The following is a 21,455-nucleotide window of genomic DNA, read 5'->3' as shown; positions in this document are numbered from 1 at the left end:
TTATATGTAGATTGTTTTTACCAAAAACCTTTAAACACGACCAATTTGATACACGACAACTTTATTTTAGAGAACAAGTATTCTGAAGAACTCTATCACGACTTTGCAAAAAAAATGCCCATAATAGATTATCACAATCATCTTTCACCAGAATTGTTGGCAAAAAATCATGCTTTTGAAAATATCACACAAGCTTGGATTGATGGAGATCATTATAAATGGCGTGCAATGCGCACCTTAGGAATTAATGAAAAATACATTACTGGAACTGCCTCTGATGCTGAAAAGTTCGAAAAATGGTCATATGCGGTTCCATACACTATGAGAAACCCCTTGTATCATTGGACGCATTTAGAACTATCTCGTTATTTTGGTATTAATGATTTGTTATCACCAAAGAGTTCTAGTAAAATTTTTCAACAAACTCAAGAAAAATTAAGCACTCCCGATTTTACTGCTCGTGGACTAATTACCAAAATGAATGTGGAATTGCTATGTACTACAGAAGATCCTATAGACAAGCTTGAACATCACCAAAGTCTTTTTAAGAGTGATTTCACCACTAAAGTGTCTACTGCGTTCAGACCTGATAAATCGATCATTATTCAAAACGATGGTTATAACGATTACATAGATAGCCTAGGGCAGGTTGCTGATGTTGATATTACAACATATAACGATTTATGTACTGCTTTAAAAAGTCGCATTGCGTATTTTCATGAGAATGGATGCAGACTATGTGATCATGGTTTAAATCAACTATTTAAAGTAGACTATACCGAAGCTGAAGTTGCTGCTATTTTTAAAAAGAAACGAGAGGGTAATGAAGTTACCTTTGAAGAAGCAAAGAAATTTCAAATGGCTTTATTGCAATTTCTTTCTGAACTTTATCATGAACATGGTTGGGTGCAACAATTTCACTTAGGAGCCTTAAGAAACAACAACAGTAGAATGCACAAAATTTTGGGTCCTGATACTGGGTGGGATTCTATGGGAGATTTTAAACAAGCAGAAGGTCTTTCTTCATTCTTTGACCGTTTGGATGCCAAAGACAAGTTAACAAAGACTATAATTTACAATCTAAACCCTACGGATAATGAGGTTATGGCTACCATGATTGGAAATTATAACGATGGTAGTGTAAAAGGCAAAGTACAATGGGGATCTGGCTGGTGGTTTCTTGATCAGAAGGACGGTATGATTGACCAAATGAATGTACTTTCTAATATGGGAATATTGAGCACTTTTGTTGGTATGCTTACAGATTCTAGAAGCTTTTTATCATTTCCGAGACATGAATATTTTAGAAGAATCTTATGCAACCTCTTCGGCAAGGAAATAGAAAGTGGTGAATTGCCGAATGACATGGAATGGATTGGCAAAATTGTACAAGACATCTGCTATAATAATGCCAAAGAATATTTCAATTTCTAAAGTATAAATCAAAAAGGATATTATATTTGCCTTCTCTATCAAATAATGCGCACGTGGCGGAATTGGTAGACGCGCCAGCTTGAGGGGCTGGTGGCCACTAGGCCGTGGAAGTTCGAGTCTTCTCGTGCGCACAAAAGACCACTTGAAAAGGTGGTCTTTTTTATGCTTTAATTTGAATCAAAATAAATATGTAGGCCGTGGAGTTCCCCCGACGCTTCGGGGTTCTCGTGCGCACAAAAGACCACTTGAAAAGGTGGTCTTTTTTATGCTCTAATTTTAAATAAAATAAATGTGTAGGCCGTGGAGTTCCCCCGACGCTTCGGGGTTCTCGTGCGCACAAAAGACCACTTGAAAAGGTGGTCTTTTTTATGCTCTAATTTTAAATAAAATAAATGTGTAGGCCGTGGAGTTCCCCCGACGCTTCGGGGTTCTCGTGCGCACAAAAGACCACTTGAAAAGGTGGTCTTTTTTATGCTCTAATTTTAAATAAAATAAATGTGTAGGCCGTGGAGTTCCCCCGACGCTTCGGGGTTCTCGTGCGCACAAAAGACCACTTGAAAAGGTGGTCTTTTTTATGCTCTTATTTTAAGCAAAATAAATGTGTAGGCCGTGGAGTTCCCCCGACGCTTCGGGGTTCTCGTGCGCACAAAAGACCACTTGAAAAGGTGGTCTTTTTTATGCTCTAATTTTAAATAAAATAAATGTGTAGGCCGTGGAGTTCCCCGGACGCTTCGGGGTTCTCCTGCGCACAAAAGACCACTTGAAAAGGTGGTCTTTTTTATGCTCTAATTTTAAATAAAATAAATATATAGGCCGTGAAGTTACCCCGACGCTTCGGGGTTCTCGTGCGCACAAAAGACCACTTGAAAAGGTGGTCTTTTTTATGCTTTAATTTGAATCAAAATAAATATGTAGGTCATGGAGTTCCCCCGACGCTTCGAGGTTCTTCTGCGAACATATAAAAATAGTTAAAGTTAAAAGCTTGTAGTGACACTTAAAATAGTATACTACTTTGCTAAAAGGGAATTTATTAAGTCGAAGACTTTACTATTGTCCCAGTCTGCGATGGCAGTTTGATGAATTACTATATTACCTTCTTTGTCGAGTAGATAACTGCCTGAAGGCTTTAACAATTTAATAGGACTAGGTTCGTCTATTATTTGATGCGTAATTGGGAACGTATACCCCTTTTTAGCTATAAATTCAGCTGGTACAGATTGCTCTTCATCTGTAATAATATAAAAGTCAACTTGACCTTTGTATCGATTATAAAGCATTTGAATATCATCTAACTGAGCGCGAGAAGGCAAATGCCAAGTCGCCCAGAAATTAATAAATACAACTTTACCCGAAGATTTATTGAAATTAATCATATTCCAATCGGCATCTTTTAACTGCCAATTGTAGTTATCAATTTTACCTTGTTTCTCGGAACTTATAATTGTTGGCGAAGTAGCGAACCATTTATTTAATAGCTCCTTGCTAAAATCACCTAAAGGAGTTACAAAGAAGGATAATATTAGGCCTATCAATAGAACATTTAATACTGTCTTTTTCTTTATCATTAAAATTGGAGGATTTCCTCAAAACTAAAAAACTCCTGATTAATATCAGGAGTTTTTTTTAATATTTATAAGAATTATACTGCGTTCTCACGTTTTATAACATTAAGAGCAGAACCTTCTCGGTACCATTCGATTTGCGCATCGTTGTAGGTATGATTTGCTATAATCGTATCAGTGCTACCATCGGCATGAGTAACCTCAAGAGTTAATGGTTTTCCTGGTGCAAAATCTGCTATATCAACGAAATCGAAAGTATCATCTTCTTGAATTAAATCATAATCACTTTCAGTAGCAAAAGTCAAACCGAGCATACCTTGCTTTTTTAAGTTTGTCTCATGAATACGAGCAAAAGATTTAACTAATACTGCTGCAACTCCTAAATGTCTTGGTTCCATTGCTGCATGTTCACGAGATGAACCTTCACCATAGTTGTGATCACCAACAACAATAGTCTTGATTCCCGCTGCCTTATAAGCACGTTGTGTATCTGGCACGCCACCATACTCACCATCAATTTGACTTTTTACAAAATTGGTTTTTTGGTTGTATGCATTTACAGCACCAATCAAACAGTTGTTCGAAATGTTATCTAAATGTCCTCTAAAACGCAACCATGGTCCAGCCATAGAAATGTGATCCGTCGTACATTTACCAAATGCTTTTATCAATAACTTAACACCTTTTAACTCTGAATCTTTAATAGGTGTAAACGGTTCTAATAATTGGAGACGTTCTGAAGTCTCAGAAACAACCACCTCAACACCTGAACCATCCTCATCTGGAGCTAAAAAACCAGCGTCTTCTACTTCAAAACCTTTTGGAGGCAATTCCCATCCTGTTGGTTCATCAAATTTAACCTCTTCACCGTTCTCATTTATTAAAGTATCGGTCATCGGATTAAAGTCTAAACGACCTGCAACGGCAATTGCAGCCGTCAATTCTGGTGAAGCAACAAAAGCGTGCGTATTTGGATTACCATCAGCTCTTTTTGCAAAGTTTCTATTAAACGAATGAACAATACTATTTTTAGGCGCATTTTTTGGATCACTGTAACGTGCCCATTGCCCGATACATGGTCCACATGCATTGGTAAATATTTTAGCGTCTAATTTTTCGAAAACTCCTAAAATACCATCGCGCTCAGCTGTATAACGTACTTGTTCTGAACCAGGATTAATTCCTAATTCAGCTTTCATCTTTATTCCTTTATCAAGCGCTTGCTGTGCAATTGATGACGCACGAGACAAATCTTCATAAGAAGAGTTTGTACAAGAACCTATTAACCCCCACTCTACTTGTAATGGCCATTCATTAGCAGTAGCTTTCTCTGTCATATCCGAACCGGCAGCCGTTGATAAATCTGGCGTAAACGGACCATTCAATAATGGAGTTAACTTAGAAAGGTCAATATCTATAATTTGATCAAAATAATTTTCTGGGTTTTCATAAACTTCAGCATCCGCAGTTAAATATTCTTTAACTCCATTTGCTGCATCTGCTACATCTGCTCTATCTGTTGCACGTAAATAGCGCTCCATAGACTCATCATAACCAAAGGTAGAAGTGGTCGCACCTATTTCAGCACCCATATTACAAATAGTGCCTTTACCTGTACACGAAAGTGATTTGGCTCCAGAACCAAAATATTCTACAATTGCTCCAGTACCACCTTTTGCTGTAAGTATTTCAGCAACTTTTAGAATTACATCTTTAGGGGCTGTCCAACCTGATATTGTACCTGTTAAACGAACACCAATTAGTTTAGGGAATTTCAATTCCCATGCCATTCCTGCCATTACATCAACAGCATCAGCTCCTCCTACTCCAATTGCTACCATTCCTAATCCGCCTGCATTAACAGTATGTGAATCGGTACCAATCATCATTCCTCCAGGAAAAGCATAATTCTCTAGCACCACTTGGTGTATAATACCAGCTCCTGGTTTCCAAAATCCAATTCCATATTTATTAGAAACTGATTCTAAAAAATCGAAAACTTCAGCACTAGTACTGTTGGCCATTTTTAAATCTGCTGCAGCTCCGCTTTTCGCTTGAATCAAGTGATCGCAATGAACTGTTGTTGGAACAGCCACCTTAGGTTTACCAGCTTGCATAAATTGCAACAAAGCCATTTGTGCAGTCGCATCTTGACAGGCAATTCGATCGGGCGCAAAATCAACGTAATCCTTACCTCTAGTGAAGGCCTTTGTAGGGTTACCGTCCCATAAATGAGAGTATAAAATCTTTTCTGAAAGGGTTAAAGGTTTGCCAACGATTTCGCGAGCTTTATCAACGCGCTCCGCCATATTAGCATACACCCCTTTAATCATGTCGATATCGAATGCCATTATCTTGTTATTTTGAAATTGAGTAATTCTGTAAATTTAAGAAAATCTACAAGGTTTGAGAAATTTTTAGCTATTGTAAATTTCAGTTTGCAATAAACGGAAAAAATAGAATAAAATTCTATGAATTCTATTTTTTAGCAAAGAAATATTATCAAACTTACATTAATTTATTAATAATATTCTCCTCAGATATACCTTCCGCCTCTGCTTTGTAATTTTTAATTATTCTATGTCTTAGAATACCATGAGCTACAGCTTGAACATCTTCAATATCTGGTGAAAATTTACCAGATATGGCAGCATGAGCTTTGGCCGCTAAAATTAAATTTTGTGAAGCTCGTGGTCCTGCACCCCAATCGAGATACTGCTTTACAAAATCTGAAGCACCTTCTTCTTTTGGGCGAGTAGCACTAGCCAATGAAACGGCATAGTCAATAACATTATCAGGCACAGGAATTCTACGCACTAATTGTTGTACTTGGATAATTTCTTCAGCATTAAAGAGTGCATTCACCTCTGTTGACAAATCTGTTGTAGTATTCTTTACAACCTGTATTTCTTCAGATTTAGAAGGATATTTTAATTCAATTGCAAACATAAAACGATCTAATTGAGCTTCTGGAAGCGGATACGTTCCTTCTTGTTCAATAGGGTTTTGAGTTGCTAAAACGAAATAAGGTAAATCTAATTGATGCCGTTGGCCTGCAATTGTCACAGAGCGTTCTTGCATGGCTTCTAAAAGTGCAGCCTGCGTTTTTGGTGGTGTACGATTAATTTCATCCGCCAAAATAATATTAGCAAATACTGGTCCTTTAATAAATTTAAAGTTTCGATTCTGATCCAGTACCTCACTACCTAAAATATCACTTGGCATTAAATCTGGCGTAAACTGAATTCTTTTAAAATTTAAGCCTAAGGTTTTGGCTATAGTATTTACCATTAAGGTTTTTGCTAAACCCGGCACACCTATTAATAACGAGTGGCCTCCTGTATAAATAGATAATAGAATTTGATCGACAACCTTATCCTGGCCAACTATAACTTTTGCAATCTCTTGCTTGAGTGATACATGTTTCTTAACCAAGTTTTGAACCGCAGTTACATCTGACATGCTTACTCTGCTTTTAGCCAATTATTCTCAAACTCACACTCTCTGCTTGTACCATTAACACTTATGTAAGTGTCTTCAATATGCTCATCCATCCATTTTTTAATGGCCTCGTATTGTTTTTCAGTTTTTGCTAATTGTTGAATTTTCATGTAATCTTTAGAAAAATCAGCAGTATGCTCATCATATCTATTAGTTACCTGCAACAATTTTAATTTGGATGCACCTCCTCTTGGATCTTTTTCCAAAATAGGATAAGAAACTTCATTATCCTTTAAGTTTCGCACCTGATTATATAAAGCTGGATCCATTTTGGTAAGCTCGAAACGAGAGCTAAAATCTTGTGGATTTCTTAAAAGTCCACCATCAAACTTGGTTTCCTTCTCATCAGAAAAATTCCGTGCAGCTTGGGCAAATGTATACTTACCTTCGTTAATGTGTTTTCTTATTGTATCTAGCTCTTCTTTTGCCTTGTCCATGGCTTCTTGCGATATCTCTGGTTGCATTATAATATGCCTTACATCACGTTCTTGCCCCCTAATCTTCTCAACAAGTACTATATGAAATCCAAACTGGGTTTCAAAAGGTTCAGAAATTTCACCTTCTCTTAAACTAAAAACTACATCTTTAAAATCTTTATCATAACCAGACTCTTTCGTAATAACTCCGAGAAGACCACCACTTGATTTAGAAGGACCTTGAGAGTATAAAATAGCCTTTACGTTAAAGCTGGCATCATTATCTTCAATATCTTCCTTTATGGTATTTAGTTTATCAATAACACGTTGCTTATCTTCTTTAGTAGCTTCAGGTTGCTTAACAATTTGAGATATTTCCATCTCAGCACCAAATACTGGACGTTCATCTTCAGGTATTTTATTAAAAAACTGACGTACCTCTTCTGGAGTAATCTCTATGCCCTCAACAATGCTCTGTTGCATTTTACCTGAAAGCATTTGAAGCTTATTTATTTTTTGAATTTCTTGACGCAAACTAGCTTCATCTTCTTTTCTATAAAACTTCAGCACCTTTTCCATTGACCCAATTTGTTGCACTAAACCCTGTAATTGACGATCACTCTGAGAAGCAACTTCATCATCAGAAACTAATAAGCTATCTTGTACAGCTTGGTGTGCGTACAAACGGTCTTCCATCAATTTACCTAAAAGCCCACATTTTGTAATGTCGGCCGTAGATACGCCTTGTGTTTTAAGATCAATTAATGCTTTTTCTACATCAGACTCCAATATAACGTAATCGCCAATTACTGCCGATATACCATCTATTTTAGTGCGTTTGTATGGTTTAGATTTAACTTCTGCGGTATTTATTGCAGCTGAGTCCGTTGCAATTGTAACAATATCAGTTGTAGTTTCAGGTATACTGTCATTTGTTTCTTGTGCTACAATCAACCCTGTTGAAAGTATAGTAAATGCCATTAATATATACTTATTCACTTTTCCCATAAATTTCAAATTCTTTATCCTTAATAGCCTCATCAATGATTTCGGTGTTAAGTTTTCTAGCATACTCTAGTTTGCGTCTATTTAATAGAACCTGCCTTAAGGTAGGCTCAACATAAGATAGCGGTGCCACATCATTTACATTGCGAACCTCTAAAATCATTGCCAAATATAGCCCCTTTGCGTCCTCCAGTTCGAAAAATTGTGATTTATTTAGGTATTTATTCTCGTTGTCATGATTCAATGGTGGTATCTCCTTAATCACTTTTGAAGCACTTATCCATAGTGAATCGTTAAAATTCATTTTGCTAAACTGTACCGCAATCGAATCTAAATAAATTCTATCTTTTGCATCAAAACTCTTTAAACTACTGCTAACTTTCTTTTTATTTAAAAACTGTTTTGGTAACTGAATAAATCTCAATTTAACAATACGCTCTTTTAGTTTGTAATTTTCTTTCTCCTTTTCATAAAAGCTTCGTAACTGATTTCGGGTTATTGTAGAGTCCGTACCTTTCCAAACCAAGGCATCTTTATATGCCCTAGTATACAGATCAGCTTTATAATCATTTACAAGGGCATCAAACTCCGATAACTTCTCTTCTGAAAGATTGATTCTAGCCTTGTCTAATAATAGTTGTTTTGCAGCCCAATTATTTATAAAGTTAGATACTATGGTAGCACTATCTTGATCGGAAAGATTTTTACCAAGAAGTGGTGCAACATCTTCAACATATAAATAGTTCTGACCAACACGTGCCAAAACGCCACCTGCTTCTTTATTTTTTAGTCCACACGCTGAGGGAAACACTAATAGTAGGCCAAAAAACAATACTAAAAATGTAATTCTTATATAAGCCACTTTAATTTGCATTCCGCAAAAATAACAAATACATTTTGGCGAACAACCAATATTATGCTACTTAAAAGAATTTTAGTGCCTTAACTCGTTGTTTTAAAAGACTTATTTATTACATTGATTGCTTATAAACACAGATAAATAAACATTTGAAAAAGATTAAACTCATTTGGGATTTTAGAGGTATGGTCGCTTTGAAGACTGCAGAACACCATGAAATTCATTTAAAAGATTATATAACTGCTAAAAAATTAAAACTGAATATATCTGGTTTTCAACAATTAAATGACATGCACAGTATTGCATTTATGGTCGTTGAAGAAAAAGATATGTTGACAGTTCGCGATGCCTTAAAACCGCATCGTGGTGAAATATACACCGAGTAAGGATGAGATCTAAACTACACTCAACAATTATATTAATTCTATTTTCTGCAATAGTTCTGATAAGCTATTCTTGCAAAGAAAAAGTTGTAATTACTGACCCCTTAAGTTTTGTATTAAAATCTAAAAATGAGAATATAAAAAGAGTACTGGATAGTATTGAACAATACGAAGTTCAAATTTTGTTCACCCAAATTGAACACAAAAATGATAGTGTAATATTTAAAGATTATAGTTTCCAAGTTGATAGTCTTAATTATTTCTATCCTGCAAGTACAGTGAAATTTCCAGCAGTAGTGGCTACGCTAGAGAAACTAAATGAAAATGATTCCATAGATAGAAATACGCGATTTTATGTGGAGGGCGATTCTATTATAACCACATTTACTGAGGCTATAACTGAAATTTTTGCTGTTAGTAATAATGCAGCAAACAACAGACTAATCGAATATTTAGGGCAAGAAGACCTCAACAGAAGAATGAGAAGACGCGGTGTATCTCCTATTCGAATTTCACATCGCTTAGGCTCCCATTCAGACGATGCTGCCACGACACCCCTGGTATTGTACTTAAACGATAGTACCACAATCAATTACAAAGGAACCATTAACGCTTTTCCTAAAGAATTATCGCTAAACAAAATAAATAAGGGGATTGGTTTTATTAAAGATGACTCCCTAATTATGGAATCATTCGATTTTAGTTTAAAGAACTACTATCCAATTCAATCGCAACATGCATTATTAAAGCGAATAATATTTCCTGAAAATTTCAACATAAATCAACTTTTTAATTTAACTGAAATACAACGTGATTTTTTACTAGATGTCATGCATAAATTACCGAGAGAAGTTGGTTACGACCCTTCTACTTTTGTTGATGGCTATGGGAAGTTCTTCATGTATGGCGATTCCAAAGAAAGTATTCCTGATTATATAAATATTTACAATAAAATAGGCGGCGCTTACGGCACTTTAACCGATTGCGCCTATATTTTAGATTCTAAAAACAACATCGAATTCATGCTTACCGCAACCATTCACACAAATAAAAATAAAATATTTAATGATAATGAGTATGAATATGACACCATAGGATTGCCTTTTCTAGCCGAAATCGGAAGACAGTTTTATGCCTATGAGTTAAATAGAAAAATACGCTAATTTTCAATTTACTTAATGATATACTAAACCAATTAAGTCTATAAAATTCGTAAGATGATAAATTACAAGTCCAAAAGTATTCGTTCTTTCATAGGTGCAAAAAACTACGCCTTGTCCAGAGAATTCTATCGTGATCTTGGTTTTAAAGAAATTATAGTGAGTCACAATATGTGCCTTTTTAGAATAAATGAGGAACTAAGTTTTTATCTTCAAGATGCCTATGTTAAAGATTGGATAAATAATACAATGCTTTTCTTGGAAGTAGAAGATGTAGAAAAGTGTAAAACAGATTTATTAGCTAGAAGCCTAACTGATAAATACAGTACAGTACGTTTTTCTGAAATTAAAAATGAAGTTTGGGGCAAAGAACTTTTCATGCACGACCCATCTGGTGTTTTATGGCACTTCGGCGAATTCTACCCAAAATAATTCTCAAACAAAAAATTCTACTTAGCATACTATTATATCAATAGAATGTAGTCTGACAATTCATAATCTGAAATTCGTTTATCTATCTTTGCCATTCATCAAGAACTGATACGTCAACTTTTATGAGTGAACCCAAACTAACCCGAATTAACAAATACCTTAGCGAGGTTGGTTATTGTTCGAGACGCGCGGCAGATAAATTAATTGATCAAGGTCGCGTCACAATTAATGGAAAAGTGCCAGAAATGGGAACCAAGATTTCTGATGGTGATGAGGTACATGTTGATGGCGAGTTAATTTCAGAACCAACTGAAAAGCCTGTATATATTGCTTTTAACAAACCTATTGGAATTGTTTGCACCACCGATACCCGAGTTGAAAAGGACAACATTATTGATTTTATTAATTATCCGAAACGTATTTTCCCTATTGGCAGGCTTGACAAGCCCAGCGAAGGACTCATTTTTTTAACTAATGATGGTGATATTGTAAACAAGATTTTAAGAGCTAGAAATCATCATGAAAAAGAATACATTGTTCAGGTTGACAAACCTGTAAACGAACATTTTCTGCGCAAAATGAGGAGTGGCGTTCCAATTTTAGATACAGTTACGCGAAAATGTGAAGTTAAAAAAATTGATAATAACACTTTCAAAATCATATTAACACAAGGTCTTAATAGGCAAATTAGACGAATGTGTGAATTTTTAGATTACCGCGTTAAGAAATTACAACGCGTGCGCATTATGAATGTTAAATTAGATATTCCTGTTGGTAAATACCGTGATCTTACTAAAGCTGAACTAGATGAAATTAAAAGTTTAGTTTCCGATTCTCATAAAACACACGATGCATAATTAAAAGGGCTTTCAAGTTTTTTAACCCCAACAATCTACTCTACGAGATATATTCAGTTGAAATTTAACAGTAATTCATCCTAATATTCACTAACTTAGAGACATAGGCAATATTTTCACTACTAAAATGAGATTTTTATTGCCCAAAAATTTAAATCATAAATGATGGAACATTTTCAAAAAAAAATAGTGTTCAAAAAATCAATATTTAGCACAATTTTAATGGTTACAGTGCTATTGATTCTTGGTGGTTTAAACACCTATGCCTTTCAATCAGGGATAGAAAAAGACGATACATCTTTCAAAGAATATAAGGGTAAAGTTTTAGATGAGAGTACTAAAAAGCCTTTAGTATTTGCAACTTTAGCACTAGAAAATACTAACATTAGTACTATAAGTAATACCGAAGGTGAATTTTCTCTTAAAATACCTTTAGCGGTAAAGAATGGCAACATATTGGTATCCTTTTTAGGATATGGATCTAAAACAATTCCGCTTACCCAATTAAAAGTAGATGGAAATAAGATATTTCTTGGCGTAACTATTACAAAACTTTCTGAAGTAAATATTGCAGTACCAAAAGATGCAGAAAAATTAGTTAGAGAAACGTTCATTAGAAAAGGTGAAAATTATTTTGATGACCCAACACTGATGACAGCTTTTTACAGAGAAACGATTAAAAAACGTAAAAAGAATGTATCATTATCCGAAGCAGTGGTCAACATTTACAAAACCCCATATACTACTAAAAAACGGGATGCAGTGCAACTGTACAAGGCTCGAAAAAGTACTGATTACGACAAATTAGATACCGTTGCACTCAAATTACAGGGAGGGCCTTTTAATGCCTTGTTTGTTGATTTAATGAAATACCCTGATTATATTTTTGCAGAAGAGTCAATCGCTAATTATAATTATTCGTTTGATGGGTCTACGCGTGTAAATGGTAAGTTAATTTATATTGTAAATTTTATGCAAAGAGAGGATCTTACTAATCCATTGTATCAAGGTAAATTATATATAGATGCGGAGCGCAAAATTCTCACAAGCGCTATTTACACCTTAAATATTACTGATAAAGATGAAGCTTCACGGATGTTTGTTCGTAGAAAACCTAGAAACGCTAAAGTATGGCCAACTGAAGTGGCATATCGCGTAGACTATCGCGAAAAAAACAACAAATGGTATTACGGATATAGTAATGTATTATTAGAATTTAAAATTGATTGGGATAAAAAACTTTTCAATTCAGTATATAGTATGACCTGTGAAATGGCGGTTACCGATTGGAAAAAGAACGAAAATGATGAATTCCCTAAAATGAAAGACCGAATTAAATCGTCCATTATATTAAGTGATGAGGCTATTGGCTTTGCTGATCCAGATTTTTGGGGTGCCCACAATATTATTGAGCCTGAAAAATCTATTGAGACTGCTATCAAAAAGATAAAAAGACAACTTAAAAGAGCGAAACCAAGTGGAGGTACAGGACAATAAGTACTTCTTATACCCTTATTTACCTTATATAGAATACTGAGTTTATTTAATCCAAGGTTCAAACTACATTACTTATTCTAATTTCGAGCATTGCTGATATTAGTACAAATCTTCTTGTTTTAGCATCATGAAGATTATCTACATTAATAAAATATTTCTTCTTAAAAACATTTCTTGCTTCCCTTACCCCTGCAAAACATTACATATACTATAATTTTTTAACTTATTCGACGAACGACACTCTAGTATCCCAGAATTAAAAAATAAATGAAGTCCTCTCCCGTTGTTGTATAGCATTTTATTATACCCGAGCTAAATATTTATATAAACTGAAGGATAAAAAATTCTCTAATAATAGTAAGTATTCAAGCTTAACCAAATCGAACTACAAACCATAAATATCTTCTTATGAAAAACGTACTACCCAGATTTCAAAGGCCAATTCAAGGCATTAATGAGCCCAAAACTGACGTCTCTCATTGGGACAAAGCGATGGATGCGTATGAGGCAAAAGATTTTAGGAATGCTTTACTAGAAACAATAAACTATATAAATCCTGAAATATTAGCAAATAAAGATACTAGCGATACTGTAAACATTGCTCAAGGTCAAGGTTCTGCGGAGATTCTAGTAACAATTAGTGAAGATAAATTCGTGGTAAAAGCTCCATTTTTAAGGGTTACCGAAAACACAAATAAGGTTGCATTATACCGTAAAATTGCTGAAGTAAACTTTCATCCATTAACACTAACACAAATTCAACTGAGCAACAAAGAATTATGGTTTGAATATGAAATGCCTATCGCATTAAGTCAGCCTAATAAAGTTTATGATATACTTCGTGAAATTTGTGTTTATGCAGATGATTATGATGATGAATTCGTAGACAAATACAAAGCTGCCTTTTATAAGGAAGCCAATGTACAACCATTAGCCGGTAGCGAAGTAGATCAAGTATGGCAGCAAATTTCAAACATAGTAGAAGATTACAAGAATTATAGTGATTTCTTTAAAGAGAAAAGATTAGATGCTTTTCAATGGGATATCACTGTAATATCGATTCTTAAATTAGTAAACATGCCTTATGTCCATGGTAACTTAAGAACCAAACTTCAAGAGTATGTTAATAACATGTTCAATGGTCAAATAGACTTTCAATATCGAATTGATAAAGGCAAGAAGTTCATGCAAGAACTTTGTGAGAAATCTAAAGAAGAGTTTTTGAATGATATTTATCATGCAGATTCATTTATCTCCTTAAAATGGAGAAGCTCAACTCAAATTTTGCAAGATGAAGTTAAAAATTGGGAAAACACCGTAAATAAATATCTTAAGGATAACGACAATTTTGCACTTTCCTATTTCCTTCAATACAACTACCAATACTTACTTTATAATTATAATTTAGAAGAGAATCAAAAGAATGCTATTTATGATGTGCTTGAAAGCGTTTCAGGATTAGAACCACATGTAGCAGTTCCTAAATTACTAGAAACTTACAACGGCTTATTATTAGGTAAGACAAACATGAAATCTGGTAAAAAAGGTTTATTCTCAAAACTGTTCGGATAAAATAATTATTGTAAAAAGAAAAAACATGGAAAATATTCAAAAATCTATATTTAAAATAATTACTGCTTCTGGTACAGGTAGTGGTTTCACAGTTAGTGGTAATAACTTTGTTATTACAAACTACCATGTAGTTGCCGGTAACAAAGTAGTAGCAGTAGAGGATCATAAAAAAGATAGACATGTAGCAAATGTGGTAATGGTTAATCCTGAGGTTGATCTTGCATTTTTACATATTGATGGTTTCGAGAACAGCTTTGATGATTTAACGCTAGAGGCCGATATTGCTATTGATAATATGAGCAAGACCTACATTCATGGTTTCCCATTTGGAATGCCATATACTGTTACCGAAGGTATTGTATCAGCCGTAAATCAACCGATGGGATCAAGAGCTTATTTGCAAACCGATGCAGCTGTAAACCCAGGAAATTCCGGCGGCCCGATGTTAAATGAAGCAGGCAATCTCGTTGGTGTTACAACTTCGAAATTTACAAATGCTGATAATGTTGGTTTCGGTATAAAGCATACCGACTTAATAAAAGAATTAACCGATTTCACTTATGCTGATAATGCATATCGATTAAAATGTAATAGTTGCGATACGTACTCAGATAAAGAATCTGAATTCTGCGCAAACTGTGGCAATGACGTTGATATTACTGTTTTCGAAGAATTTGAAAAAGGTCACTTTGCAAATTTTGTAGAAGAATCTTTGACTGAATTGGGAATGAACCCGGTTCTCGGTAGAGCGGGTAAAGACTTTTGGGAGTTTCATCAAGGTAGCGCACTAATTCGAATTTTCGTTTACAGACGAGATTATCTTGTTGCTACATCCCCATTAAATAATTTACCAAAACAAAATCTTGAGCAATTAATGGAGTACCTATTGCAAAGAAATGTTGACCCTTACTATTTAGGAGTTAGCGATAACAAAATTTACATTTCTTATCGTGTACACCTTTCAGATATCTTTACTGATGGTGCCGATATTGTAAAAGAAAATCTTAAGAACTTAGCACTAAAAGCTGATGATTTAGACAATTTCTTTATGGATACCTACGGTTGCGAAATGGCTATTGAGGCTAAGGAGGTATAGCCTAAAAAAAATTAATAAAAAATCCCTGAACAAAAATTTATGTTCGGGGATTTTACTTTTATAGATTTAACAAATTAATTCGCTACTTCACTAATGAATTTTAAACGATACAGCCGTAGCTCTTCATCCTCATAGTCGCCATCAAATTCTTCCATAGCTTCATCTAAGTCATCAGATTCAGCTTCTAAAAAATAATCATGAATTTCTTCTTGCTGATCTTCATCTAATACCTCATCAACCCAATAGTTTAAATTAAGTTTTGTGCCACTAAAGACAATTTGCTCCATCTCTTTAATCAGCTCAGGAATTTCTAATCCTTTAGCAGAAGCTATATCATTTAAAGGCAATTTGCGGTCAACATTCTGAATAATGTACAACTTAAGTGCCGAATTAGCACCAGTACTTTTTACAACTAAATCATCTGGTCGCAATATGTCATTTTCCTCAACGTAATCTGCAATTAACTTCACGAATGGTTTGCCATACTTTCTAGCCTTACCCTCACCTACTCCATATATATTTAAAAGTTCTTCTGTTGAAATAGGGTATTTTAAAGCCATGTCATCTAAAGACGGATCCTGAAATACAACAAAAGGAGGAACGCCTAATTTATCTGCTTGTGCTTTTCGCAATGATTTTAATTGTTTCAACAATTTCTCATCTGTTACACCGCCACTTTTTTCAACACCTACAATATCTTTAGTATCAGTTTCTTCATAGGCATGGTCATGCGTCATCATAAATGATTCGGGGTGCTCTAAAAACTTTCTTCCTAAATCAGTAACATGCAAAATACCGTATTGCTCAATTTCCTTCTTCAATAATTTAGCTACAAGTACTTGACGTATAAGCGCCATCCAAAAGCCTTTATCTTTGTCTGCACCTGAACCAAATACCTCTTTCTCGTTAGCTTTATGCGAAGTTATTAAGGCATTTACATTACCTAAAAGCGTATTTACAACCTCTTTAGATTTAAACTTTTCATTAGTTTCTTGAACGGCCGTAATTAATTGTACGACTTCATTTTTAGCTTCTTGAGTTGGCTTTGGATTCCTAGCATTATCATCCATATTAGCACCATCACCATTAACAGCATCAAATTCTTCCCCAAAATAATGTAGCATAAACTGTCTGCGAGACATCGAAGTCTCGGCATAAGCTACCACCTCTTGCAATAACGCATTACCAATTTCTTGCTCCGCAACAGGTTTGTTAGACATAAATTTTTCTAACTTTTCAATATCCTTATAAGCATAAAACGCCAAACAATGCCCCTCACCATCATCTCTACCTGCTCTACCCGTTTCTTGGTAATAACTTTCTATACTCTTTGGAATATCATGATGAATAACAAAACGAACATCAGGCTTGTCTATACCCATGCCAAATGCAATGGTTGCTACTACCACATCTACATCTTGCATCAAGAACATATCTTGATACTTTGATCTTGTTTTTGCATCAAAACCTGCATGATAAGGAACAGCACTAACTCCATTTACTTGAAGTACTTGCGCCAATTCTTCTACACGCTTTCTGCTTAAACAATAAACAATACCAGATTTACCAGCATTCTTTTTTACAAAACGAATAATATCTGAATCTACCTGTGATGTTTTCGGCCGCACTTCATAATAAAGATTTGGCCTATTAAAGGAAGCCTTAAAAACTTTAGCATCCGTAATACCAAGGTTTTTAATTATATCTTCTTGTACTTTCGGAGTTGCAGTAGCCGTTAAACCAATAATTGGAATATTTTCTCCTAAGCGACTTACTATCGACCTTAAATTTCTATACTCAGGTCTAAAATCATGACCCCATTCAGAAATACAATGGGCTTCATCTACGGCAACAAATGATAGTTTTACAGACTGTAGAAATTCAACATTCTCGTCTTTTGTTAAAGATTCTGGTGCTACATATAATAATTTAGTAATACCGTTTACAATGTCTTCTTTAACCTGCTTTACTTCTGTTTTGTTGAGTGAAGAGTTTAGAACATGGGCAATACCAAACTCAGAAGATATACCACGAATGGCATCTACTTGGTTTTTCATTAATGCTATTAAAGGCGAAACAACAATAGCCGTGCCTTCATGCATTAAAGCTGGTAATTGGTAACAGAGTGATTTTCCGCCACCTGTAGGCATAATAACAAAGGTGTTATTACCTTGTACAATGTTTTGGATTACGCTTTCTTGTAGTCCTTTAAACTTATTGAAGCCAAAGAACTTTTTTAATGGTGAATGTATATCGATTTCCTTCAAAACGGGGTTTTATTTTTACAATTTAGTAATAAAATTCTTACGAATTGGAAAATATAGTTTGAGAGGTTTTGTATCATTTTATTACAGCTAGTGCGAAGACAATCAGTTGGTTATAACAATTATCTTGGTATACGCATAGAATACTTAATTTTGCATTCTTATAAATATAAAACATTCTTTTAAAAATGTTCGCATATTTTTATAGTTTTATTAATTCGCGAATCGAACACAATTAAAATACTTGAGTAATTCAAAACAAATTTTAAGCCTAGCTAAGAAAACGATTTTAGAAGAATCGGCAGCAATTCAAAACCTATCTACCCTACTAGACGAGGATTTTACAAATATTGTAGAATGTATAATTTCATCTAACGGTCGTGTTATTGTAACTGGAATAGGCAAAAGTGCAATTGTTGCAAATAAAATTGTAGCAACTTTAAATTCTACCGGTACGCCAGCAATTTTTATGCATGCCGCAGATGCCATACATGGTGATCTTGGCACCATACAAAAAGATGATGTAGTAATATGTATATCCAATAGTGGAAATACTCCGGAAATTAAAATGCTTATACCACTTATCAAACGTGCCAATAATAAATTGGTTGCTATGACAGGAAAGAAAGATTCCTTTCTAGGCAATCATGCAGATTTTGTACTCAACACTTTTGTTGAAAAAGAAGCTTGTCCTAATAATTTAGCACCAACCACAAGTACCACAGCACAAATGGTAATGGGAGATGCCTTGGCAATATGTTTATTAGATTTAAAAGGATTTAATAGCCAAGATTTTGCCAAATACCATCCTGGTGGAGCACTTGGTAAAAAATTATACTTAAGGGTAGCTGATATTTCTGAAAAAAATCTAAAACCGCAAATAGCTCATGATGCAGACATTAGGGAGGTTATTGTTGAAATTTCTGAAAAAATGCTCGGTGCCGCAGCAGTAATAAAAGAGAATAAAGTTGTGGGAATAATTACAGATGGCGATATTAGACGAATGCTAAATAACTATGAAAACATAAATGGTTTGAAAGCAAAAGATATAATGACGAAAAAACCAAAAACTATCTCGGCAGACGCCTTAGCTGTTAAGGCATTAAAAGTGATGCAAGAAAAAGGAATCTCACAATTATTGGCTGTAGATGGTGAAAAATATTCAGGGGTTGTACATTTGCACAACCTAATCCACGAAGGCATCATATAATGGCAAAAAAGAATACAAAATCTCCAGATGAAATGTCATTTTTAGACCATCTAGAGGAATTAAGATGGCACCTTATACGCTCTACTTTAGCTATAGTAATTATCGCATGTATTGCATTATTACTAAGCGACTTCATCTTCGACATTATTATTTTTGGGCCTAAAAGCATGGATTTCCCAACCTACAGATTCTTTTGTAAAGTAGGTACATTCTTGGGTATTGACTCTAATTTTTGTGCTGATGAATTGCCAATTATTATTCAAAGTCGTGAAATGTCAGGACAGTTTTCTGCTTTCATATGGACATCAATTTGGGCAGGATTCATTTTAGGTTTTCCATATATACTTTATGAGATGTGGAAATTTATTAGTCCTGGACTGCATCCGAACGAGAGAAAACATTCTAGAGGATTCATTCTTAGTGCTTCTCTTCTATTTTTTAGTGGTGCTTTGTTTGGCTATTATTTAGTTGCACCTCTTTCAATTAATTATCTTGCAACATTTACCGTAAGCTCAGAGGTAACTAATAACATTGATTTATCCTCTTTTATTGGAACGGTTAGAACTTCGGTGATTGCTTGTGGTTTAATTTTTGAACTTCCAATTATTGTTTATTTTTTAACTAAAGTAGGATTAGTTACCCCTGAGATATTAAAAAAATATCGAAAAATATCGTTGGTTGTCGTTTTAATTCTTGCTGCTGTTGTTACTCCTCCAGATGTTGTTAGTCAGATTTTGGTAGCACTACCAATTTTGCTTTTATATCAAGTAAGTATTTTTATCTCTAAGCGAGTTTTAAAAAGACAAGCAAAGCAAGAAGCTAAATTAAAAGCGCAACGTGCCAAAAAAAGTTAAAAAATAAGGCATTTTCTTTCAACTGTGATTATATGTTTTAGATTTGAAAAAGAATTCATAAGGCTTATTTAAGACAATACTTCTTAATTATTAAATTGTACTTGGTACATCAAATGAAGCTAAGAGCAGAAAATATCATGAAAACCTATAGCGGCCGTCGGGTTGTTAAAGGTATTTCCTTGGAAGTTAATCAGGGTGAAATTGTTGGATTATTAGGTCCTAATGGCGCTGGAAAGACTACTTCTTTTTATATGATTGTTGGCTTAATTAAACCGAATGGTGGTAAAATATTCTTAGATGACATGGATATCACCAATTTTGCAATGTATAAACGTGCGCAAAACGGTATTGGGTATTTAGCACAAGAAGCTTCTGTATTCCGAAAGTTGAGTATAGAAAAAAACATTTTAAGTGTTTTACAGTTAACCAAAATGAGCAAAAAAGAACAGCTCATGAAAATGGAAGCCTTAATTGAAGAATTTAGTCTTGGCCATATTCGAAAGAGTCGTGGTGATTTGCTTTCTGGTGGCGAACGCCGTAGAACAGAGATAGCAAGAGCGCTAGCCACTGATCCTAAATTTATTTTGTTAGATGAACCTTTCGCTGGTGTTGACCCTGTGGCTGTTGAAGACATTCAAACTATTGTTGCTCACTTGAAAGACAAGAACATTGGCATTCTCATTACTGATCATAACGTACAAGAAACCCTTGCCATTACTGAACGTTCTTATCTTATGTTTGAGGGTGGTATTTTAAAATCTGGGGTGCCAGAAGACCTCGCTGCAGATGAAATGGTGCGAAAAGTGTACTTAGGTAAAAACTTTGAACTACGTAAAAAGAAAGTTACTCCTTAATAAAGTTCGGATTTTAAGACTTTGAAGCTTGCTTTATCATTTTGTAAAGCACAGGTGGATTTAATTTAGAACCGTCTTCTATTTTTATATGACGCATCTCTTTACCAGTTCCTTCAAGTAAATTGTTAGGATCATCAATATTCTCAAACTCAAAAAAGCCTAAGTTAACATGCTTTTTATTGAACTGTAGATAACAAAAATCCTTTTCCGTTGCATAAACGGGACGACTCCATTTAAAGTTCTCTGCTACTTCGGGATTAGCTTTACCTATTAACTCCCTCAGCGTACTTAGCATCTCTTTTTGTTCTCTTGAAGCACCAGCAATATAATCGGTAACTTCTTTAATTTTATTCATAGCATTAACATTGTAAGCATTAAAGCTACGAAAATTAGCGCAACTAGGCTAATTAACACCGTATTTTGGAGGTTTAAGAAACTCTATCAAAACATATTATTTGGATAAATTTCCAACTTTTACCTATTCCTAACAGTCAACATG

At 34.5% G+C, this 21,455-nt stretch carries 18 protein-coding genes and 1 tRNA gene; 12 read left to right on the top strand and 7 right to left on the bottom strand.

The window, feature by feature from the left end; all coding sequences use genetic code 11:
* Positions 1–45: 45 nt before the first annotated feature.
* Together uxaC and UH7x_RS14650 are read left to right on the top strand one after the other, a co-directional pair.
* The gene (uxaC, locus tag UH7x_RS14655; RefSeq protein WP_482360668.1) at positions 46–1,434 is read left to right on the top strand and encodes a glucuronate isomerase; all 1,389 of its coding nucleotides are present in this window, start codon (positions 46–48) and stop codon (positions 1,432–1,434) included.
* 47 nt (positions 1,435–1,481) lie between these two features.
* A tRNA-Leu gene (locus UH7x_RS14650) sits at positions 1,482–1,565 on the top strand.
* 876 nt (positions 1,566–2,441) lie between these two features.
* Here the strand turns inward: UH7x_RS14650 and UH7x_RS14645 are convergent.
* From UH7x_RS14645 to UH7x_RS14625, 5 genes are all read right to left on the bottom strand, one after another.
* Positions 2,442–2,999, bottom strand: coding sequence for a TlpA family protein disulfide reductase (locus UH7x_RS14645; protein ID WP_482360667.1), 558 nt, complete (start codon positions 2,997–2,999; stop codon positions 2,442–2,444).
* Positions 3,000–3,073: 74 nt separating this feature from the next.
* On the bottom strand, positions 3,074–5,347 hold the full coding sequence (locus tag UH7x_RS14640; protein ID WP_482360666.1) for an aconitate hydratase: 2,274 nt from the start codon (positions 5,345–5,347) through the stop codon (positions 3,074–3,076).
* 157 nt (positions 5,348–5,504) lie between these two features.
* Positions 5,505–6,458 carry an AAA family ATPase gene (locus tag UH7x_RS14635; RefSeq protein ID WP_482360665.1) on the bottom strand — a complete coding sequence of 318 codons (954 nt, stop codon included), beginning with the start codon at positions 6,456–6,458 and terminating at the stop codon, positions 5,505–5,507.
* A gap of 2 nt (positions 6,459–6,460) precedes the next feature.
* The gene (locus tag UH7x_RS14630; RefSeq protein WP_482360664.1) at positions 6,461–7,921 is read right to left on the bottom strand and encodes a peptidylprolyl isomerase; all 1,461 of its coding nucleotides are present in this window, start codon (positions 7,919–7,921) and stop codon (positions 6,461–6,463) included.
* Positions 7,905–8,792, bottom strand: a complete 888-nt coding sequence (locus tag UH7x_RS14625) for a peptidyl-prolyl cis-trans isomerase (protein ID WP_482360663.1) — start codon at positions 8,790–8,792, stop codon at positions 7,905–7,907. Before UH7x_RS14625 ends, UH7x_RS14630 begins: the two co-directional genes overlap by 17 nt.
* 170 nt (positions 8,793–8,962) lie before the next feature.
* Between UH7x_RS14625 and UH7x_RS14620 the strand changes: the two genes are divergently transcribed.
* From UH7x_RS14620 to UH7x_RS14590, 7 genes are all read left to right on the top strand, one after another.
* Entirely contained in the window at positions 8,963–9,163 is a 201-nt protein-coding gene (locus UH7x_RS14620) for a hypothetical protein (protein WP_482363614.1), read from the top strand.
* Between the two features lie 2 nt (positions 9,164–9,165).
* Positions 9,166–10,323: a serine hydrolase gene (locus UH7x_RS14615; protein WP_482360662.1), complete on the top strand. Its 1,158-nt coding sequence runs from the start codon at positions 9,166–9,168 to the stop codon at positions 10,321–10,323.
* 54 nt (positions 10,324–10,377) lie between these two features.
* On the top strand, positions 10,378–10,752 hold the full coding sequence (locus UH7x_RS14610; protein WP_482360661.1) for a VOC family protein: 375 nt from the start codon (positions 10,378–10,380) through the stop codon (positions 10,750–10,752).
* A gap of 122 nt (positions 10,753–10,874) precedes the next feature.
* Positions 10,875–11,609, top strand: a complete 735-nt coding sequence (gene rluF, locus UH7x_RS14605; protein ID WP_482360660.1) for a 23S rRNA pseudouridine(2604) synthase RluF — start codon at positions 10,875–10,877, stop codon at positions 11,607–11,609.
* A gap of 222 nt (positions 11,610–11,831) precedes the next feature.
* On the top strand, positions 11,832–13,106 hold the full coding sequence (locus UH7x_RS14600) for a carboxypeptidase-like regulatory domain-containing protein (RefSeq protein ID WP_482363613.1): 1,275 nt from the start codon (positions 11,832–11,834) through the stop codon (positions 13,104–13,106).
* Between the two features lie 408 nt (positions 13,107–13,514).
* Positions 13,515–14,678: a type III secretion system chaperone family protein gene (locus UH7x_RS14595; protein WP_482360659.1), complete on the top strand. Its 1,164-nt coding sequence runs from the start codon at positions 13,515–13,517 to the stop codon at positions 14,676–14,678.
* Between the two features lie 25 nt (positions 14,679–14,703).
* Positions 14,704–15,774, top strand: a complete 1,071-nt coding sequence (locus UH7x_RS14590) for a trypsin-like peptidase domain-containing protein (RefSeq protein ID WP_482360658.1) — start codon at positions 14,704–14,706, stop codon at positions 15,772–15,774.
* A 74-nt stretch (positions 15,775–15,848) separates the two neighbouring features.
* On the opposite strand, the gene UH7x_RS14585 is transcribed toward UH7x_RS14590, so the two are convergent.
* A complete protein-coding gene (locus UH7x_RS14585) occupies positions 15,849–18,041 on the bottom strand; it encodes a RecQ family ATP-dependent DNA helicase (RefSeq protein WP_482360657.1) in 2,193 nt (730 codons plus the stop codon).
* Positions 18,042–18,282: 241 nt separating this feature from the next.
* On the opposite strand from UH7x_RS14585, the gene UH7x_RS14580 reads away from it, so the two are divergent.
* The 3 genes from UH7x_RS14580 (at position 18,283) to lptB (ending at position 20,956) form a co-directional block, all read left to right on the top strand.
* Complete coding sequence (locus tag UH7x_RS14580) at positions 18,283–19,248, top strand: KpsF/GutQ family sugar-phosphate isomerase (protein ID WP_482360656.1); 966 nt, start codon at positions 18,283–18,285, stop codon at positions 19,246–19,248.
* On the top strand, positions 19,248–20,102 hold the full coding sequence (tatC, locus tag UH7x_RS14575) for a twin-arginine translocase subunit TatC (RefSeq protein WP_482360655.1): 855 nt from the start codon (positions 19,248–19,250) through the stop codon (positions 20,100–20,102). The genes UH7x_RS14580 and tatC overlap by 1 nt, the downstream gene beginning before the upstream one ends.
* Positions 20,103–20,215: 113 nt before the next feature.
* Complete coding sequence (gene lptB, locus UH7x_RS14570; RefSeq protein ID WP_482360654.1) at positions 20,216–20,956, top strand: LPS export ABC transporter ATP-binding protein; 741 nt, start codon at positions 20,216–20,218, stop codon at positions 20,954–20,956.
* Between the two features lie 13 nt (positions 20,957–20,969).
* Here the strand turns inward: lptB and UH7x_RS14565 are convergent, their stop codons facing one another.
* Positions 20,970–21,311, bottom strand: a complete 342-nt coding sequence (locus UH7x_RS14565; protein ID WP_482360653.1) for a DUF1801 domain-containing protein — start codon at positions 21,309–21,311, stop codon at positions 20,970–20,972.
* Positions 21,312–21,455 lie beyond the last annotated feature (144 nt).

It is taken from the genome of Aurantibacter sp. UH7 (genome assembly GCF_056839165.1).
Note: the sequence above shows the minus strand (reverse complement) of the source record. Positions and strands in the feature narration are given on the sequence as shown.

Bases quoted from the DNA above. Each gene is read 5' to 3' on its own strand.
- UH7x_RS14645 (WP_482360667.1), bottom strand. From the start codon at position 2,999: ATGATAAAGAAAAAGACAGTATTAAATGTTCTATTGATAGGCCTAATA.
- UH7x_RS14640 (WP_482360666.1), bottom strand. From the start codon at position 5,347: ATGGCATTCGATATCGACATGATTAAAGGGGTGTATGCTAATATGGCG.
- UH7x_RS14635 (WP_482360665.1), bottom strand. From the start codon at position 6,458: ATGTCAGATGTAACTGCGGTTCAAAACTTGGTTAAGAAACATGTATCA.
- UH7x_RS14630 (WP_482360664.1), bottom strand. From the start codon at position 7,921: ATGGGAAAAGTGAATAAGTATATATTAATGGCATTTACTATACTTTCA.
- UH7x_RS14625 (WP_482360663.1), bottom strand. From the start codon at position 8,792: ATGCAAATTAAAGTGGCTTATATAAGAATTACATTTTTAGTATTGTTT.
- UH7x_RS14620 (WP_482363614.1), top strand. From the start codon at position 8,963: ATGGTCGCTTTGAAGACTGCAGAACACCATGAAATTCATTTAAAAGAT.
- UH7x_RS14615 (WP_482360662.1), top strand. From the start codon at position 9,166: ATGAGATCTAAACTACACTCAACAATTATATTAATTCTATTTTCTGCA.
- UH7x_RS14610 (WP_482360661.1), top strand. From the start codon at position 10,378: ATGATAAATTACAAGTCCAAAAGTATTCGTTCTTTCATAGGTGCAAAA.
- rluF (WP_482360660.1), top strand. From the start codon at position 10,875: ATGAGTGAACCCAAACTAACCCGAATTAACAAATACCTTAGCGAGGTT.
- UH7x_RS14600 (WP_482363613.1), top strand. From the start codon at position 11,832: ATGGTTACAGTGCTATTGATTCTTGGTGGTTTAAACACCTATGCCTTT.
- UH7x_RS14595 (WP_482360659.1), top strand. From the start codon at position 13,515: ATGAAAAACGTACTACCCAGATTTCAAAGGCCAATTCAAGGCATTAAT.
- UH7x_RS14590 (WP_482360658.1), top strand. From the start codon at position 14,704: ATGGAAAATATTCAAAAATCTATATTTAAAATAATTACTGCTTCTGGT.
- tatC (WP_482360655.1), top strand. From the start codon at position 19,248: ATGGCAAAAAAGAATACAAAATCTCCAGATGAAATGTCATTTTTAGAC.
- lptB (WP_482360654.1), top strand. From the start codon at position 20,216: ATGAAGCTAAGAGCAGAAAATATCATGAAAACCTATAGCGGCCGTCGG.
- UH7x_RS14565 (WP_482360653.1), bottom strand. From the start codon at position 21,311: ATGAATAAAATTAAAGAAGTTACCGATTATATTGCTGGTGCTTCAAGA.